Source organism: Pseudomonas sp. Eqa60, from assembly GCF_018326405.1.
GTDB lineage: Bacteria > Pseudomonadota > Gammaproteobacteria > Pseudomonadales > Pseudomonadaceae > Aquipseudomonas > Aquipseudomonas protegens.
Map to the genome: position 1 here is coordinate 5623417 of NZ_AP024342.1, position 16616 is coordinate 5640032.

Genomic DNA, 16616 nt, shown 5'->3' on the forward strand with positions numbered 1-16616 from the left:
AGATCCTCTCTCAGGTACGGGTTGCGGCGCTTTGCGGCATATCGGCGTCGGCGCTCAACTCACGCACGGCGATATAGCGTTCGCTACGACGGGTGCGGTCCAGCACCTGCCCGACCAACTGACCGCAGGCGGCATCGATGTCTTCACCACGCGTGGTGCGCACGGTGACGTTGAAACCGGCGTGATGCAGCTGGTCCTGGAAGCGACGAATGGCATTGTTGCTCGGACGCTCGTACCCGGAATGCGGGAACGGGTTGAACGGGATCAGGTTGATCTTGCACGGTACATCCTTGAGCAGCTCGATCATCTCCACCGCGTGCTCAAGCTTGTCGTTGACGTCTTTGAGGAGGGTGTACTCGATGGTCAGCACACGCTTCTCACCCAGGGCCGACATGTAGCGCTGGCAGGACTCGAGCAGCATCTTCAGCGGGTACTTCTTGTTGATCGGTACCAGCTGGTTGCGCAGCGCATCATTGGGTGCGTGCAGAGACAACGCCAGCGAGACGTCGATGTGCTTGGCCAGCTCATCGATCATCGGCACCACGCCGGAGGTCGACAGGGTCACCCGGCGCTTGGAGATGCCGTAGCCCAGGTCGTCCATCATCAGGTGCATGGCAGCAATGACGTTGTCGAAGTTCAGCAGCGGCTCACCCATGCCCATCATCACCACGTTGGTGATGGCACGGTCGACGGTCGCCGGGACGCTGCCAAAGGATTTGTTGGCAATCCACACCTGGCCGATGACTTCGGCGGCGGTGAGGTTGCTATTGAAGCCTTGCTTGCCGGTGGAGCAGAAACTGCAATCCAGGGCACAGCCCGCCTGGGACGAAACGCACAGAGTGCCGCGCTTGCCCTGGGGAATGTAGACGGTCTCGACGCAGCTGCCGGACGCCACGCGCACCACCCATTTACGGGTGCCGTCGCTGGAGATGTCCTCGCTGACCACTTCCGGACCGCGAATCTCGGCAACAGCCTTGAGCTTTTCGCGCAAGGCCTTGCCGACATTCGTCATGGCGTCGAAATCATCGACGCCAAAGTGGTGAATCCATTTCATTACCTGACCGGCACGGAAACGCTTCTCCCCGATTGAGTCGAAGAATTTCTCCATTTCCGGTTGAGTAAGCCCCAACAGGTTAGTTTTGCCGATCGATGCAGTCATGGTTTCACCTCTCACGCGCAAGCCTTACTCAGCGAGCGGTTACTTCAGTAGCTGCGAAGAAGTAAGCGATTTCGCGAGCAGCGGCAGCTTCGGAGTCCGAACCGTGAACGGCGTTGGCGTCGATGGACTCGGCGAAGTCAGCACGGATGGTGCCGGCAGCAGCTTCTTTAGGGTTGGTGGCGCCCATCAGCTCACGGTTGCGAACGATGGCGTTTTCGCCTTCCAGAACCTGAACAACAACCGGGCCGGAAGTCATGAAGGCAACCAGTTCGCCGAAGAAGCCACGCTCGCTGTGCTCAGCGTAGAAGCCTTCAGCTTCAGCCTTGGACAGTTGCTTCATTTTCGAAGCTACAACGCGCAGGCCGGCTTCTTCAAAACGGGAAACGATCTTGCCGATAACGTTTTTTGCAACAGCGTCAGGCTTGATGATGGAGAAAGTACGTTGAACAGCCATGGTGTAACTCCAGAAACGGTGATTAAAGCGAAAAATTAAACCCGCGAATTATACGCGGGTTTATAGGGATTGCCTAACTGCGTAGCCCGCGGATTCAGTCAGCTTCGTCGATCCAGGCGGCCTGAATTGCTTCAAGAACCTTCTCGCCTCCGCGAGCCGGATCGTCGCTGAACTCCGGCAGTGCCAGAACCCATTGGTGCAGATCGACAAAGTTCACATAACGCGGATCCACATCCGGCTTGGACTCAGCCAGTTGGATCGCGATTTCCAGTACATCAACCCACTTGAGGCTCATGCCAGTTCCTTGAAATCAGTGCGGCGCTTCGGCTGCATGGTTGAGCGAGTATTTTGGAATTTCGACGGTCAGGTCTTCATCGCCGACGATGGCCTGGCAGGACAGGCGCGACTGCGCTTCCAGGCCCCAGGCCTTGTCCAGCAGGTCTTCTTCCAGCTCGTCAGCCTCGTTCAGCGAGTCGAAGCCTTCACGAATGATGCAATGGCAGGTGGTGCAGGCACAGACGCCGCCACAGGCACTTTCGATCTCGATGTGGTTGTCATGCGCCACCTCGAGCACCGAGACGCCAGGCTCGACCTCTACAACCAGGCCGTCCGGACAGAACACGGCGTGTGGCAGAAAAATGATCTGCGGCATCAGTTATTCCTCGATTTCATTCAGGTTGCGCCCCGCCAGCGCGGCTTTCACCGTCGAATCCAGGCGTCGGGCAGCAAAGGCATCGGTCACTTGCGACAGACGCTTGGTCTGCTGCTCGATGGCATAACCATCGGTGCCACGCATCAATTCACTCAATTCCTGCATCTGCAGCTCGATAACCATGCGCTCTTCGGCGTCCAGCAGACGCTCGCCATCGGCGTCCAAGGCACCTTGCACCGCCTCGATCAGGCGCTGAGCATCAACCTGCTGCTCGCGCAGTACACGGGCCACCTTGTCGTCGCCGGCGTACTGGAAGGAATCCTTGAGCATCTTGGCGATCTCGCCGTCGGTCAGACCGTAGGATGGCTTGACCTGGATGCTGGCTTCGACGCCCGAACCCAGCTCTCGCGCAGAAACGCTGAGCAGGCCATCGGCGTCGACCTGGAAGGTCACGCGGATCTTCGCCGCACCGGCCACCATCGGTGGGATGCCGCGCAATTCGAAACGCGCCAGGGAGCGGCAGTCGCTGATCAGCTCGCGCTCGCCTTGCAGCACATGAACCATCATGGCCGTCTGGCCATCCTTGTAGGTGGTGAAGTCCTGGGCACGGGCAACCGGAATGGTGGTGTTGCGCGGAATCACCTTCTCCATCAGCCCGCCCATGGTTTCCAACCCCAGGGACAGCGGAATCACGTCCAGCAGCAGCAATTCGCCGCCTTCGCGCTTGTTGCCGGCCAAGGTATCGGCCTGGATCGCGGCCCCAATGGCCACCACTTGATCCGGATCGATCTCGGTCAACGGCTGGCGACCGAACATTTCAGCCACCGCCTCACGCACACGCGGCACACGGGTCGAACCGCCCACCATGACCACCGCCTGCACTTCATCCAATTCGACATTGGAATCGCGTACAGCACGACGACAGGCCTTGAGGCTGCGGGCAACCATCGGCTCGATCAGGGCGTCGAAGGCGTCGCGAGTCAGGGTGGCACGCCAATCGCCATACACCACTTCCACGGACGCGGCGCCGGTCAAGGCTTCCTTGGCTGCACAAGCGGCTTGCAACAGACTGCGCTGGGTACCCGGGTCGAGGTCGGCGGACAGGCCCGCGCCCTCGATGATCCAGCCGGCAATGGCGTGATCGAAGTCATCGCCGCCCAGAGCAGTATCGCCACCGGTAGCCAAGACTTCGAAGACGCCGCCGGTCAGGCGCAGAATGGAAATATCGAAGGTGCCGCCACCCAAGTCATAGATCGCCACCACGCCTTCGGCGTGCTGATCCAGACCATAAGCCACAGCCGCCGCGGTCGGCTCGTTGAGCAGGCGCAGCACATTCAGGCCGGCCAGCTTGGCCGCATCCTTGGTGGCTTGACGCTGGGCGTCGTCGAAATAGGCAGGAACGGTGATGACCGCACCTACCAGCTCGCCACCCAGGGCCGCCTCAGCACGCTGACGCAACACCTTGAGCACTTCAGCCGATACTTCCACCGGGCTTTTCGGCCCCTGGATGGTCTCGATGAACGGCATGTGCGACTCGCCCTCGACGAAGCGATAGGGCAGTTGCTCACCCAGCTGCTTGACGTCGGACAGGCCACGCCCCATCAGGCGCTTGACCGAAAGCACGGTGTTCAAAGGGTCGGTAGGTGCAGCCAGGCGGGCCGACTCGCCCACCTCGACGCGGTCGGCGTGATAACGCACCGCGGACGGCAGAATCACCTGCCCCTGCGCGTCGGCCAGCGGCTCGGAAAGACCACTGCGCAAGGCAGCGACCAGCGAATTGGTAGTGCCCAAGTCGATCCCCACAGCCAGGCGACGCTGGTGCGGTTGAGGACTTTGGCCGGGTTCGGCGATCTGCAGTAGGGCCATGCTTATCTGGACTTATCTGTATATCAGGCGTGCGACCGGAGCGGCACTGGGTTAATCGTCGAGGCGCTCTTCTAACTGGCGCACTTCGTAGGTGAGCTTGTCGAGGAACTGCATGCGCCGCATCAGGCGCTCGGCCTGCTCGCGTTGCGCCGCATCATCCCAACAGGCTGCGAAGCTTTCATTCAGTTCATCCTGGGCTGTCTTGAGCCGACGCTTGAATGCCGCCACTCCGGCCAGGTCGGCGCTGTCCTGCAAATCCTCGAGCTCTTCGCGCCATTGCATCTGCTGCAGAAGAAACTCCGGATCATGCACCGTGACTTCCAACGGCAACTCGCCGCCATTCAAAGCCAGCAGGTAACGGGCGCGCTTGGGCGGGCTCTTGAGGGTCTGGTAAGCCTCGTTGAGGCTTGCCGACTGCTCCAGGGCCAGGCGCTGCTCGCGCTCGGAAGCATCGGCAAAACGGTCTGGATGAACCCCACGCGCCAACTCGCGGTAGCGCGCGGCCAACTGCTCGAGATCCAGGCGGAAGCTCGGTTGCAGCTCAAATAAAGCGAAATGACAAGGAGTACCCACGACAAGCCTCAGATGTTGAAGCTTTCGCCGCAGCCACACTCACCGCGCACGTTGGGGTTGTTGAACTTGAAGCCTTCGTTCAACCCTTCCTTGACGAAATCAAGTTCGGTGCCGTCCAGATAGGTCAGGCTTTTCGGATCGATGATCACTTTCTCGCCGTGACTCTCGAATACCTGATCGTCCTCGCCAATCTCGTCGACGAACTCCAGCACGTAGGCAAGGCCGGAACAGCCCGTGGTGCGAACACCCAGACGAATCCCATCACCCTTGCCGCGCCCGTTGAGGGAGCGTCGCACGTGTTGAGCAGCCGCTTCTGTCATGCTGATAGCCATCGTGACTCCTTACTTGTCGCCAAATCTGTGAAAGCCGATCGGTCAGATCAGGCCTTTCTTCTGCTTGTAGTCGCGTACGGCGGCCTTGATGGCGTCTTCGGCGAGTACCGAGCAGTGAATCTTCACGGGAGGCAGGGCCAGCTCTTCAGCCAGCTGGGTGTTCTTGATGGTTTCGGCTTCATCCAGGGTCTTGCCCTTCATCCACTCAGTGGCCAGGGAGCTGGAAGCAATGGCGGAACCGCAGCCATAGGTCTTGAACTTGGCGTCTTCGATGATGCCCTGCTCATTGACCTTGATCTGCAGGCGCATCACGTCGCCGCAGGCAGGAGCGCCGACCATGCCGGTGCCGACATCCGGATCTTCCGCGTTCATCTTGCCGACGTTGCGCGGGTTCTCGTAGTGGTCGATGACCTTTTCGCTGTAAGCCATGATTCTTAATCCTCACTCATCAGAGAGTCGCTCTTGGGTTCTGCAAATCGCCGTTATCGGTACGCTCTACAGAACCCTGTGCGGCGACTTATATTCAGTGCGCCGCCCACTCGATCTTCGAGATATCGACGCCATCTTTGTACATGTCCCACAGCGGCGACAGAGCGCGCAGCTTGGTAACGGCTTCGCAGACTTTCTGCGCCGCGTAATCGATTTCTTCTTCAGTGGTGAAGCGGCCGAAGGTGAAGCGGATCGAGCTGTGAGCCAGCTCGTCGTTGCGACCCAGGGCACGCAGCACGTAGGAAGGCTCCAGGGAGGCCGAAGTACAGGCCGAACCGGAAGACACTGCCAGGTCCTTGAGGGCCATGATCAGCGACTCGCCTTCAACGTAGTTGAAGCTCAGGTTCAGGTTGTGCGGTACGCGGGCAGTCATGCTGCCGTTGATGTACAGCTCTTCCAGGTGCTCGACCTGCTTGTAGAAGCGGTCGCTCAGGGCCTTGATGCGCAGGTTCTCGGCGGCCATGTCTTCCTTGGCCACGCGGAAGGCTTCGCCCATGCCGACGATCTGGTGAGTAGCCAGGGTGCCGGAACGCATGCCGCGTTCGTGACCACCGCCGTGCATGGTTGCTTCCAGGCGCACCCGCGGCTTGCGGCTGACGTACAGCGCGCCGATCCCTTTCGGGCCGTAGGTCTTGTGGGCGGAGAAGGACATCAGGTCGACCTTCAGGGCCTGCAGGTCGATGTCGACCTTGCCGGTGGACTGAGCGCCGTCGACGTGGAACAACACGCCCCTGGAGCGGGTCAGCTCGCCGATGGCAGCGATGTCGTTGATGGTGCCGATCTCGTTGTTCACATGCATGATCGAAACCAGGATGGTGTCGTCACGCAGGGCTGCTTCGACCATGGCCGGAGTGATGAGGCCGTCTTCGCCCGGCTCGATGTAGGTCACTTCGAAGCCTTCACGCTCGAGTTGGCGCATGGTGTCCAGGACAGCCTTGTGCTCGATCTTCGAGGTGATCAGGTGCTTGCCCTTGGTGTGGTAGAAATGCGCGACACCCTTGATTGCCAGGTTGTCGGATTCGGTAGCACCGGAAGTCCAGACGATTTCACGCGGGTCGGCGTTAACCAGGTCGGCCACTTGGCGACGGGCGTTTTCCACCGATTCTTCGGCTTTCCAGCCAAACACGTGGGAGCGGGACGCCGGGTTACCGAAGTTCCCGTCGACCAGCAGGCATTCACTCATTTTCTGCGCGACGCGCGGATCAACCGGGGTGGTCGCTGAGTAATCAAGGTAAATCGGCAATTTCATGGACTCTCTCCTAAATCAGGCTGGCTGGCGTGCCGCTAGCTCTTTGGCTGTCATTCGACGGCGGACGCTTCAATCTTGTCCAGGCGCGGCGCCTTGCCATTACAACGGCGCTGGTCCTGACGCTGGGCTACTTCTTGCACCTCACGGCGAGTGACAAGGTCAGCCAAGCTGATACCGCTTAGAAATTCGTGGATCTGCAGGCTCAGATCGCACCACAGGTGGTGCGTCAGGCAGGTGTCGCCGGCATGGCAATCACCCAGCCCCTGGCATTTGGTTGCATCGACCGATTCGTTCACCGCATCGATCACCTGGGCCACCTGGATCCCCTGCATGTCGCGGGACAGCTGATAGCCGCCACCAGGACCCCGGACGCTGGACACCAGATTGCTACGGCGCAATTTGGCGAAAAGCTGTTCGAGATAGGACAGGGAAATGCCTTGGCGCTCGGAGATATCGGCCAGGGAGACCGGGCCATGTTGCGCGTGCAACGCCAGATCGAGCATGGCGGTCACGGCGTATCGGCCTTTAGTAGTCAGTCGCATGGACAAGTACCACGGAGTTTCGGAATGGAGGCGAGTATGCAATACCCGAGTAATCAGGTCAACTATAAGACCAACTACTTTAGTCGGATTTACCCGCAAAAGAGCGCGCGAATCATAGCAAAGTCTGCGACGTAATGGCACAGCGCGATGGCAACAACTGACCCGCGGGTCGCTTATGGCATCTCAGGGGCTTTTTCGCCGGCAAACCGGCTCCTGCAGGAGAAGCCGGTTTGCGGGGCATCAGCCGACCTGGCTGTCGCCCTTGCCCTTGACTTCAGCAAAGTCTTCTTCACGCAGGGCAGGCAAGTCCTTGGCGCAGTAGTCACTGCCCAGATCCTTCAGCGCGCCACACATCCCCTCCAGACGACCATCGACCGCTTGCAGGTGATCAAGCAACTGACCAATGGCCCGCGCCACGGGGTCAGGCATGTCTTCGCTGACGCCATAGGCATCGAAGCCGAGCTTTTCCGCCATGGCCTTGCGCTTGGCTTCCTGCTCATCATTGGATTTCATGATGATCCGCCCCGGAATCCCCACTACGGTCGCACCGGCCGGCACCGCCTTGGTCACCACGGCATTGGAACCGACCTTGGCCCCGGCCCCGACCGTGAACGGCCCCAGCACCTTGGCGCCAGCCCCCACCACCACACCATCTTCCAGGGTCGGGTGGCGCTTGCCTTTATTCCAACTGGTGCCACCCAGGGTCACCCCCTGGTAAAGCGTGACGTCATCACCGATCTCGGCGGTTTCGCCAATGACGATGCCCATTCCATGGTCAATAAAGAAGCGACGACCGACCTTGGCCCCCGGATGAATCTCGATCCCGGTCAGCCAGCGCCCGAAGTTCGAGACCAGCCGCGCCAGCCACTTCCAGCCCATCCCCCACAAGGCGCCGGACAGGCGATGGATCCAGATCGCATGCATCCCCGGGTAGCAGGTCAGCACCTCAAAGGCGTTGCGCGCAGCCGGGTCACGATGGAAAACACTTTGGATATCTTCACGCAGACGTTCGAACATCACTGATCCTTCCGCTTCTGTAGCTCCCCACGAGCCGCTTTCTGGGTTTCCGTGAGGATACCTCGCAATATATTCACTTCCGCCCGACTGACCGAGCTGCGACCGTACAACCGACGCAAGCGCGCCATCAAGTGTCGAGGTTTCTCCGGATCGAGGAAGTCGATGGCCACCAGGGTTTGCTGCAGGTGCTCGTAGAACCGCTCCAGCTCATCCATGGTTGCCAGCTCATCACTGCGCGGCGACGCCACCTCATCCTTCTCCACCTTGCTCGGCCGCCCCTGGGCTGCCAACCAGGACATGCGCACTTCATAGGTCAGCACTTGCACCGCCGTGGCCAGGTTCAACGAGCTAAACTCCGGATCCGACGGGATATGCACATGGAAATGACATCGCTGCAGTTCGTCATTGGTCAGGCCGGAATCTTCACGACCGAACACCAGAGCGATCTGCGCCCCCTGCCCGGCCTCCTCCACGACCTTGAGGCCCGACTCGCGGGGATCCAGCAGCGGCCAGGGAATGCGCCGATCACGAGCACTGGTGCCGAACACCAGGGTGCAACCCGCCAGAGCATCCTCCAGCGTCGCCACCACCTGGGCATTTTCGAGAATATCGGTGGCACCAGAAGCCCGCGCATCCGCCTCATGAGACGGAAATACCCGCGGCTCCACCAGCACCAGCCGCGACAAGCCCATGTTCTTCATGGCACGCGCAGCCCCGCCGATATTGCCCGGATGACTGGTATTGACCAGGACGACACGAATGTTCTGCAGCAAGGGAGGCGCTCTCGGACACGGGAAGGGGGAGCAAATATTACAGAACAGGCTGCACCACCGCCTCAAAAATAACCATCTGCCAATTCCGCTGCCTTATTGAGAGCCCGCGACAGGAGCGGCCAATACCCGCTGACGAAATGCGCCACACAGCGGATCAATGCAATCAAAGCGAACGCCGACCTTCATCTGCAAAAGTTTTCTGCTAGAATGCTCGGCTTTCTTTAACAACCTTAGGTGACCTATCCATGCAGCCAATGCTGAATATCGCGCTGCGCGCCGCCCGCAGCGCCAGTGAATTGATTTTCCGCTCCATCGAGCGCCTGGATACCATCAAGGTCGACGAAAAAGACGCCAAAGACTACGTATCCGAAGTTGATCGCGCTGCCGAGCAGAAGATCATCGACGCGCTGCGCAAAGCCTACCCGACCCACGCCATCCTCGGCGAAGAAACCGGCCTGCACGCCGGCAGCGGCGAAGGCGAAGACTACCTGTGGATCATCGACCCACTGGACGGCACCACCAACTTCCTGCGCGGCATCCCGCACTTTGCCGTGAGCATCGCCTGCAAATACCGTGGCCGCCTGGAACACGCCGTGGTTCTGGACCCGGTTCGCCAGGAAGAATTCACCGCCAGCCGTGGCCGCGGTGCCCAGCTGAACGGTCGTCGCCTGCGGGTCAGCGGCCGCACCAGCCTGGACGGCGCCCTGCTGGGCACCGGCTTCCCCTTCCGTGACGACCAGATGGACAACCTGGACAACTACCTGGGCATGTTCCGCGCCCTGGTTGGCCAGACTGCAGGCATCCGTCGCGCTGGCGCAGCAAGCCTGGACCTGGCCTACGTCGCCGCCGGTCGCTTTGACGCCTTCTGGGAATCGGGCCTGTCCGAATGGGACATGGCAGCAGGCGCCCTGTTGATCCAGGAGGCCGGCGGCCTGGTGAGCGACTTCACCGGCGGTCACGACTTCCTGGAAAAAGGCCACGTCGTGGCCGGCAACACCAAATGCTTCAAGGCAGTTCTGACCGCCATCCAGCCGCACCTGCCGGCTTCGCTGAAGCGCTAAGCACCAGCGACAAAAAAAGCACCCCGAGGGGTGCTTTTTTTATGCCCGCAATTGCCGTAGAAGCCAGCTTGCCGGCGAATGGGACCTTGAAATCGCCTTCGCCGGCAAACAGGCTCCTGCAATTGAGGGTTACTGGCCGGGCTGATTCTGGTTCTGACCGAGAATCAGGTGCCCTTCTTTATCCACCGGAATCTGGTTGCCCGGATCCCGATCCATACGCACCTGGCCCTGCTTGCCACCCAGGTCGTACTTCACGTCATAACCAACGATCTTGTCACTGATGTCATTGACCGTGTTACAGCGAGTCTGCGTAGTGGTGTAGGTATCACGCTCCTGCATGCCTTCCTGCACCTTGTTCCCCGCATAGCCCCCACCAACAGCACCGGCAACCGTGGCGAGTTTCTTGCCATTGCCATTACCGATCATGCTACCCAACAGGCCACCGCCCACTGCGCCAGCCACGGTGCCCAGGATCTGATGCTCATCCTTGACCGGACGCTGCCGGGTCACGGCGACGTCCTTGCAGACCTCCCGCGGGGTCTTGATCTGTTGCTTGACCGGCTGAACGGCCAGCACTTGCGCATACTCAGGGCCGCTTTTAACCAGGCTGTAGGTGGCAACAGCACCCCCGGCGGTGACACCGACAGCACCCAATACCGCACCAACCAGCAACGACTTGTTCACGTGAACCTCCTGACCATACATGCGGGTCAAAAGCCCGCGCTTCTCCCAGCCTTGGAGCAAAAAAAAAGGCGCGAGTTCAACACTCGCGCCTTTTTAACTGACAGCCGGAACAGGTCAGGCCATCAAGGACGGTCGTCCACTTCCTTCTCGGTATTGGCCGGAGGAATCAGGTCTTCACTGTTCAGGTTCAGCCAGATCAGCACCACGTTGGCGATGTAGATCGACGAGTAGGTACCCGCCAATACACCGACGAACAGGGCGATGGAGAAGCCCCACAGGTTGTCGCCACCGAAGAACAGCAGGGCCACGATCGCCAGCAGGGTGGAGATCGAAGTGGCCATGGTGCGCAGCAGGGTCTGGGTGGTCGAGATGTTGATGTTCTCGATCAGGCTGGCCTTGCGCAGCACACGGAAGTTCTCACGCACCCGGTCGAACACCACGATGGTGTCGTTGAGCGAGTAACCGATGATCGCCAGCACCGCCGCCAGCACCGTCAGGTCGAAGGTGATCTGGAAAAACGAGAGGATGCCCACGGTCACGATCACGTCGTGGATCAGCGAGACGATGGCACCGACCGCGAACTTCCACTGGAAGCGGAACGCCAGATAGATGAGGATGCCGCCCAGCGCCATGAGCATGCCGAGGCCACCCTGGTCGCGCAGCTCTTCACCCACCTGCGGGCCGACGAACTCGACGCGCTTGACCTGCGCCGGGTTGTCACCGCCAACCTTCTGTAGCGCTTCAGCCACCTGGTGGCCCAGTTGCGGGTCTTCGCCCGGCATCCGCACCAGCAGGTCGGTGGTCGCACCGAAGCTCTGCACGATGGCTTCGTGATAACCGGCGTCGTTCAGCTGCGAACGCACCTTCATCACATCCGCCGGACGCTCGTAGGTCAGCTCGATGAGCGTGCCGCCGGTGAAGTCCAGACCGTAGTTCAAGCCTTTGTGGAACCAGCTGAACAACGCCAGGATGGTGAGCAGCACAGTGACGCCGAACGCAACGTTGCGCACGCCCATGAAGTTAATAGTACGTAACATGGCAGCCCCTTAAATCCACAACTTCTTGAAGTCACGACCGCCGAAGATCAGGTTGACCATCGCGCGGGTCAGCCAGATGGCCGTGAACATCGAGGTAAAGATCCCGAGGGACATGGTCACCGCAAAGCCCTTGACCGGGCCGGTGCCCATGGCAAAGAGGATGCCACCCACCAGCAATGTGGTCAGGTTGGAGTCCAGAATCGCGGTGAATGCCCGGCCGAAGCCTTCGTTGATTGCTCGCTGCACGGTCATGCCGGCGGCGATCTCTTCACGTATCCGCGAGAAGATCAGCACGTTGGCGTCCACCGCCATGCCCATGGTCAGCACGATACCGGCGATACCCGGCAGGGTCAGCGTAGCCCCCAGCAGGGACATCAGGGCCAGCAGCAACACCATGTTCAAGGCCAGCGCCACAGTGGCGATCACCCCGAAGAAGCGGTAGATGGCGATTATGAACAGCGACACGAACAGCATGCCCCACAGCGACGCATCGATACCCTTGGTGATGTTGTCAGCACCCAGGCTCGGACCGATTGTGCGCTCTTCAGCGAAGTACATCGGCGCCGCCAGACCACCGGCACGCAACAGCAGCGCCAGTTCGGAGGACTCGCCCTGGCCATTGAGGCCAGTGATACGGAACTGACTGCCCAGCGGCGACTGAATGGTCGCCAGGCTGATGATCTTCTTCTCTTCCTTGAACGCCTGGACCGGCACGTCCTTCTCGACGCCGTCGACCACCTGCTTGGTATAGGTGGTGATCGGCTTCTGCTCGATGAAGATCACCGCCATGCTGCGGCCGACGTTGCTGCGGGTCGAACGGTTCATCAGCTCGCCACCGTGGCCATCAAGCTTGATGTTCACCTGTGGGCGGCCATGCTCGTCGTAACCGGCCTGGGCATCGGTCACCTGGTCACCGGTGATGATCAGGCCACGCTCGATCTGCGCTGGAGGACGATTGCCCTCACGGAATTCGAAGGACTCGGAAGTCGCCTTGGAAGCACCCGGCTCGGCGGCCAGACGGAACTCCAGGTTGGCGGTCTTGCCCAGGATCCGCTTGGCTTCAGCGGTGTCCTGCACGCCCGGCAGCTCAACCACGATACGGTTGGCACCCTGGCGCTGAACCAGAGGCTCGGCCACACCCAGCTCGTTGACCCGGTTACGCACGGTGGTCAAGTTCTGCTTGATGGAGTATTCGCGGATTTCCGCCAGCTTGGCTGGGGTCATCGCCAGACGCAGCACCGGTTGGCCATTGAGGTCGGCCGGTACGATATCGAAATCATTGAAGTTCTTGCGGATCAGCGAACGGGCCTGCTCACGGCTGTCTTCATCGCTGAAGCCCAGCTGGATGGCGCCATTGAGCTGCGGCAGGCTGCGATAGCGCAGGCGCTCTTTGCGCAGCAGGCTCTTGACGTCGCCTTCATAGACTTTCAGGCGGGCGTCGAGGGCTTTGTCCATGTCCACTTCCAGCAGGAAGTGCACACCACCGGACAAGTCCAGACCCAGTTTCATCGGGTGCGCACCGAGGTTGCGCAGCCATTGCGGAGTGGTTTGCGCCAGGTTCAACGCCACCACATAGTCATCGCCCAGCGCCTTGCGCACTACATCCTTGGCCGGAAGCTGGTCTTCCTTGTTGGTCAAGCGCAGCAGGCCACCCTTGCCGTTGGCGGCAATGGAAGAAGCCTTGACGTTGATGCCGGCGTCGGTGAGCGCTTTGCTCGCACGATCCAGATCCGCCTGAGTAACCTGCAACGCGGTACTCGCGCCGCTGACCTGAATGGCCGGATCATCAGGGTATAGATTGGGAGCGGAATAAATAAAACCGATCGCCAGCACCGCCAGGATCAGTAGGTACTTCCACAGAGGATATTTGTTCAGCATCACGCCGCCCGTTTATGACGCGGGGCGCCTTGCGCGCCCCGTCGATTGGTAAAAGATGAAACTTAGATCGCTTTCAGCGTGCCTTTTGGCAGCGTGGCAGCGATCGCGCCCTTCTGGAACTTCAGTTCAACGGAGTCCGACACTTCCAGAACCACGAAGTCGTCGGTCACTTTGTTGATCTTGCCGGCAATACCGCCGGTGGTCACAACTTCGTCGCCTTTCTGCAGGCTACCCAGCAGGTTCTTCTGCTCTTTGGCGCGCTTGGCCTGTGGGCGCCAGATCATCAGATAGAAGATGGCCAGGAAGCCGATCAGGAAAATCCACTCGAAACCAGTGCCGGCAGGACCGGCAGCGGCAGGTGCAGCGGCGTCCGCATACGCGGCAGGGATCAAAAAGCTCATTTAACACTCCGATAATTTCAGAATTAGTGTCTTAACGTCTTTAGAACTTACTCTAAAGGCGGCACGGGTAACCCGCGTTTGGCATAGAAGGAATCGACAAAGGCGGCCAATGTACCTTGTTGAATAGCCTCGCGCAAACCAGCCATAAGACGCTGGTAATGGCGCAAATTATGGATGGTATTGAGCATACTCCCGAGCATTTCCCCACACTTGTCCAAGTGGTGCAGATAAGCACGGGAGAAGTTCTGGCAGGTGTAGCAATCACAAGTTGGGTCCAGCGGCGAATCATCATGGCGATGGAACGCGTTACGGATCTTCAGCACGCCTGTATCGATGAACAGATGCCCATTGCGGGCATTGCGGGTTGGCATCACGCAATCGAACATGTCCACACCGCGGCGCACACCCTCAACCAGATCTTCCGGCTTGCCAACTCCCATAAGGTAACGAGGTTTGTCGGCTGGCATCTGGCCTGGCAGGTAGTCCAGGACCTTGATCATTTCATGCTTGGGCTCGCCCACCGACAGGCCGCCAATGGCCAGGCCGTCGAAGCCGATCTTGTCCAGGCCTTCCAGGGAGCGCATGCGCAGGTCCTGGTGCATGCCGCCCTGGACGATACCGAACAGCGCCGCGGTGTTGTCGCCGTGGGCATTCTTCGAGCGCTGGGCCCAGCGCAGGGACAGCTCCATGGAGATCCGCGCCACGTCTTCATCAGCCGGGTACGGCGTGCATTCGTCGAAGATCATCACGATGTCCGAACCCAGGTCGCGCTGCACTTGCATCGACTCTTCCGGGCCCATGAACACCTTGGCGCCGTCCACCGGCGAGGCGAAGGTCACGCCCTCTTCCTTGATCTTGCGCATGGCACCCAGGCTGAACACCTGGAAGCCACCGGAGTCGGTCAGAATCGGGCCTTTCCACTGCATGAAATCATGCAGGTCACCGTGGGCCTTGATCACTTCCGTGCCCGGGCGCAGCCACAGGTGGAAGGTGTTGCCGAGGATAATTTCGGCGCCGGTAGCGACGATATCCCGCGGCAGCATGCCCTTGACCGTGCCATAGGTGCCCACCGGCATGAAGGCCGGGGTTTCCACCGTGCCGCGGGGGAAGGTCAGGCGACCGCGACGAGCCTTGCCATCAGTGGCCAGGAGCTCGAAGGACATACGACAAGTGCGACTCATACAGTTTCCTCGGGGGCCAGATCCTTGGGAGCGGTCGGCGCGGGATTACGGGTGATGAACATCGCATCACCGTAGCTGAAAAAGCGGTATCCATTTTCCACCGCGGCGCGATAGGCGGCCATGGTTTCGGGATAGCCGGCGAACGCCGAAACCAGCATCAACAGCGTGGATTCCGGCAGATGGAAGTTGGTCACCAGGGCATCGACCACATGGAACGGCCGGCCCGGGTAGATAAAGATGTCGGTGTCGCCACTGAACGGCTTGAGCACGCCATCGCGCGCGGCGCTTTCCAGGGAGCGCACGCTGGTGGTGCCCACTGCCACCACCCGGCCACCGCGAGCCCGGCACGCAGCAACTGCATCCACCACGTCCTGGCCGACTTCCAGCCACTCATGGTGCATATGGTGATCTTCGATGCGCTCGACCCTCACCGGCTGGAAGGTACCAGCCCCCACGTGCAGGGTGACGAACGCGGTCTCCACGCCCTTGGCGGCAATGGCCTCCAGCAGCGGCTGGTCGAAATGCAGCCCGGCGGTCGGTGCCGCCACCGCGCCCAGGCGCTGGGCGTACACGGTCTGGTAACGCTCGCGATCGGCGCCTTCATCCGGACGGTCTATATAAGGAGGCAACGGCATGTGCCCGACCCGGTCCAGCAGCGGCAGCACTTCTTCGGCAAAGCCCAGCTCGAAGAGCGTGTCATGGCGCGCCAGCATCTCGGCTTCGCCACCGCCGTCGATGAGGATCTTCGACCCAGGCTTGGGCGACTTGCTGGAGCGCACATGGGCCAGCACACGGTGGCTGTCCAGCACCCGCTCGACGAGGATTTCCAGCTTGCCGCCGGAAGCCTTCTGACCGAACAGACGGGCCGGAATCACCCGGGTATTGTTGAACACCATCAGATCGCCCGGGCGCAAATGCTCAAGCAAATCAGTGAATTGACGGTGGGCCAAGGCGCCGGTTGGCCCATCCAGGGTCAACAGACGGCTGCCGCGACGCTCGGCCAGTGGATGGCGGGCGATCAGCGAATCAGGAAGCTCGAAGGTAAAGTCAGCAACGCGCATGATGGGGTTCGTCTAGCAGGGCCGGAAAGTTTAGCGGATTAAGCAAAAATTGACCATGAAAGCCGATTGACCAACGGTAAGCGCCTCTCTATACTTCGCCGCCATTGAGCCCTGATGGCGGAATTGGTAGACGCGGCGGATTCAAAATCCGTTTTCGCAAGAAGTGGGAGTTCGAGTCTCCCTCGGGGCACCACATAGCAGTATCTG

At 60.3% G+C, this 16616-nt stretch carries 19 protein-coding genes and 1 tRNA gene; 2 read left to right on the plus strand and 18 right to left on the minus strand.

What is annotated here, in order from left to right:
• Positions 1-10: 10 nt before the first annotated feature.
• From rlmN to trmJ, 12 genes are all read right to left on the minus strand, one after another.
• Complete coding sequence (gene rlmN, locus KI242_RS25330; RefSeq protein WP_011063210.1) at positions 11-1159, minus strand: 23S rRNA (adenine(2503)-C(2))-methyltransferase RlmN; 1149 nt, start codon at positions 1157-1159, stop codon at positions 11-13.
• Between the two features lie 28 nt (positions 1160-1187).
• Positions 1188-1613, minus strand: a complete 426-nt coding sequence (gene ndk, locus KI242_RS25335; protein WP_011063211.1) for a nucleoside-diphosphate kinase — start codon at positions 1611-1613, stop codon at positions 1188-1190.
• A gap of 94 nt (positions 1614-1707) precedes the next feature.
• On the minus strand, positions 1708-1908 hold the full coding sequence (gene iscX, locus KI242_RS25340; protein ID WP_011063212.1) for a Fe-S cluster assembly protein IscX: 201 nt from the start codon (positions 1906-1908) through the stop codon (positions 1708-1710).
• 15 nt (positions 1909-1923) lie between these two features.
• On the minus strand, positions 1924-2265 hold the full coding sequence (gene fdx, locus KI242_RS25345; RefSeq protein WP_011063213.1) for an ISC system 2Fe-2S type ferredoxin: 342 nt from the start codon (positions 2263-2265) through the stop codon (positions 1924-1926).
• A 3-nt stretch (positions 2266-2268) separates the two neighbouring features.
• Positions 2269-4131 (minus strand): Fe-S protein assembly chaperone HscA, encoded by a 1863-nt coding sequence (gene hscA, locus KI242_RS25350; RefSeq protein WP_011063214.1) that lies wholly within the window; start codon positions 4129-4131, stop codon positions 2269-2271.
• A 51-nt stretch (positions 4132-4182) separates the two neighbouring features.
• A complete protein-coding gene (gene hscB / locus KI242_RS25355; RefSeq protein ID WP_011063215.1) occupies positions 4183-4704 on the minus strand; it encodes a co-chaperone HscB in 522 nt (173 codons plus the stop codon).
• Positions 4705-4712: 8 nt separating this feature from the next.
• Complete coding sequence (gene iscA, locus KI242_RS25360) at positions 4713-5036, minus strand: iron-sulfur cluster assembly protein IscA (RefSeq protein ID WP_007929524.1); 324 nt, start codon at positions 5034-5036, stop codon at positions 4713-4715.
• A 42-nt stretch (positions 5037-5078) separates the two neighbouring features.
• Complete coding sequence (gene iscU, locus KI242_RS25365) at positions 5079-5465, minus strand: Fe-S cluster assembly scaffold IscU (protein ID WP_007929523.1); 387 nt, start codon at positions 5463-5465, stop codon at positions 5079-5081.
• A gap of 94 nt (positions 5466-5559) precedes the next feature.
• A complete protein-coding gene (locus KI242_RS25370; RefSeq protein WP_212805639.1) occupies positions 5560-6774 on the minus strand; it encodes an IscS subfamily cysteine desulfurase in 1215 nt (404 codons plus the stop codon).
• Between the two features lie 50 nt (positions 6775-6824).
• Positions 6825-7316, minus strand: a complete 492-nt coding sequence (iscR, locus tag KI242_RS25375; RefSeq protein WP_011063217.1) for a Fe-S cluster assembly transcriptional regulator IscR — start codon at positions 7314-7316, stop codon at positions 6825-6827.
• A 240-nt stretch (positions 7317-7556) separates the two neighbouring features.
• The gene (gene cysE / locus KI242_RS25380; RefSeq protein WP_011063218.1) at positions 7557-8333 is read right to left on the minus strand and encodes a serine O-acetyltransferase; all 777 of its coding nucleotides are present in this window, start codon (positions 8331-8333) and stop codon (positions 7557-7559) included.
• Positions 8333-9106, minus strand: a complete 774-nt coding sequence (trmJ, locus tag KI242_RS25385) for a tRNA (cytosine(32)/uridine(32)-2'-O)-methyltransferase TrmJ (RefSeq protein WP_015636882.1) — start codon at positions 9104-9106, stop codon at positions 8333-8335. The genes cysE and trmJ overlap by 1 nt, the downstream gene beginning before the upstream one ends.
• A 245-nt stretch (positions 9107-9351) precedes the next feature.
• On the opposite strand from trmJ, the gene suhB reads away from it, so the two are divergent.
• Positions 9352-10167, plus strand: coding sequence for an inositol-phosphate phosphatase (suhB, locus tag KI242_RS25390; RefSeq protein WP_011063220.1), 816 nt, complete (start codon positions 9352-9354; stop codon positions 10165-10167).
• Positions 10168-10296: 129 nt separating this feature from the next.
• Here suhB and KI242_RS25395 read toward each other — a convergent pair whose 3' ends face one another.
• The 6 genes from KI242_RS25395 to queA form a co-directional block, all read right to left on the minus strand.
• A complete protein-coding gene (locus KI242_RS25395) occupies positions 10297-10851 on the minus strand; it encodes a glycine zipper 2TM domain-containing protein (RefSeq protein WP_041752543.1) in 555 nt (184 codons plus the stop codon).
• Between the two features lie 122 nt (positions 10852-10973).
• Positions 10974-11888 carry a protein translocase subunit SecF gene (gene secF, locus KI242_RS25400; RefSeq protein ID WP_011063222.1) on the minus strand — a complete coding sequence of 305 codons (915 nt, stop codon included), beginning with the start codon at positions 11886-11888 and terminating at the stop codon, positions 10974-10976.
• 9 nt (positions 11889-11897) lie between these two features.
• Positions 11898-13766 (minus strand): protein translocase subunit SecD, encoded by a 1869-nt coding sequence (gene secD / locus KI242_RS25405; RefSeq protein WP_011063223.1) that lies wholly within the window; start codon positions 13764-13766, stop codon positions 11898-11900.
• Positions 13767-13828: 62 nt separating this feature from the next.
• Complete coding sequence (yajC, locus tag KI242_RS25410) at positions 13829-14167, minus strand: preprotein translocase subunit YajC (RefSeq protein WP_015636884.1); 339 nt, start codon at positions 14165-14167, stop codon at positions 13829-13831.
• A gap of 47 nt (positions 14168-14214) precedes the next feature.
• A complete protein-coding gene (tgt, locus tag KI242_RS25415; RefSeq protein ID WP_162470478.1) occupies positions 14215-15330 on the minus strand; it encodes a tRNA guanosine(34) transglycosylase Tgt in 1116 nt (371 codons plus the stop codon).
• A gap of 14 nt (positions 15331-15344) precedes the next feature.
• The gene (gene queA, locus KI242_RS25420) at positions 15345-16409 is read right to left on the minus strand and encodes a tRNA preQ1(34) S-adenosylmethionine ribosyltransferase-isomerase QueA (protein WP_011063226.1); all 1065 of its coding nucleotides are present in this window, start codon (positions 16407-16409) and stop codon (positions 15345-15347) included.
• A gap of 108 nt (positions 16410-16517) precedes the next feature.
• On the opposite strand from queA, the gene KI242_RS25425 reads away from it, so the two are divergent.
• Positions 16518-16602: transfer RNA gene (locus KI242_RS25425), tRNA-Leu, on the plus strand.
• Positions 16603-16616: the final 14 nt, after the last annotated feature.

Bases quoted from the DNA above. Each gene is read 5' to 3' on its own strand.
- rlmN (WP_011063210.1), bottom strand. From the start codon at position 1,159: ATGACTGCATCGATCGGCAAAACTAACCTGTTGGGGCTTACTCAACCG.
- ndk (WP_011063211.1), bottom strand. From the start codon at position 1,613: ATGGCTGTTCAACGTACTTTCTCCATCATCAAGCCTGACGCTGTTGCA.
- iscX (WP_011063212.1), bottom strand. From the start codon at position 1,908: ATGAGCCTCAAGTGGGTTGATGTACTGGAAATCGCGATCCAACTGGCT.
- fdx (WP_011063213.1), bottom strand. From the start codon at position 2,265: ATGCCGCAGATCATTTTTCTGCCACACGCCGTGTTCTGTCCGGACGGC.
- hscA (WP_011063214.1), bottom strand. From the start codon at position 4,131: ATGGCCCTACTGCAGATCGCCGAACCCGGCCAAAGTCCTCAACCGCAC.
- iscA (WP_007929524.1), bottom strand. From the start codon at position 5,036: ATGGCTATCAGCATGACAGAAGCGGCTGCTCAACACGTGCGACGCTCC.
- iscU (WP_007929523.1), bottom strand. From the start codon at position 5,465: ATGGCTTACAGCGAAAAGGTCATCGACCACTACGAGAACCCGCGCAAC.
- KI242_RS25370 (WP_212805639.1), bottom strand. From the start codon at position 6,774: ATGAAATTGCCGATTTACCTTGATTACTCAGCGACCACCCCGGTTGAT.
- iscR (WP_011063217.1), bottom strand. From the start codon at position 7,316: ATGCGACTGACTACTAAAGGCCGATACGCCGTGACCGCCATGCTCGAT.
- cysE (WP_011063218.1), bottom strand. From the start codon at position 8,333: ATGTTCGAACGTCTGCGTGAAGATATCCAAAGTGTTTTCCATCGTGAC.
- suhB (WP_011063220.1), top strand. From the start codon at position 9,352: ATGCAGCCAATGCTGAATATCGCGCTGCGCGCCGCCCGCAGCGCCAGT.
- secF (WP_011063222.1), bottom strand. From the start codon at position 11,888: ATGTTACGTACTATTAACTTCATGGGCGTGCGCAACGTTGCGTTCGGC.
- secD (WP_011063223.1), bottom strand. From the start codon at position 13,766: ATGCTGAACAAATATCCTCTGTGGAAGTACCTACTGATCCTGGCGGTG.
- yajC (WP_015636884.1), bottom strand. From the start codon at position 14,167: ATGAGCTTTTTGATCCCTGCCGCGTATGCGGACGCCGCTGCACCTGCC.
- tgt (WP_162470478.1), bottom strand. From the start codon at position 15,330: ATGTCCTTCGAGCTCCTGGCCACTGATGGCAAGGCTCGTCGCGGTCGC.
- queA (WP_011063226.1), bottom strand. From the start codon at position 16,409: ATGCGCGTTGCTGACTTTACCTTCGAGCTTCCTGATTCGCTGATCGCC.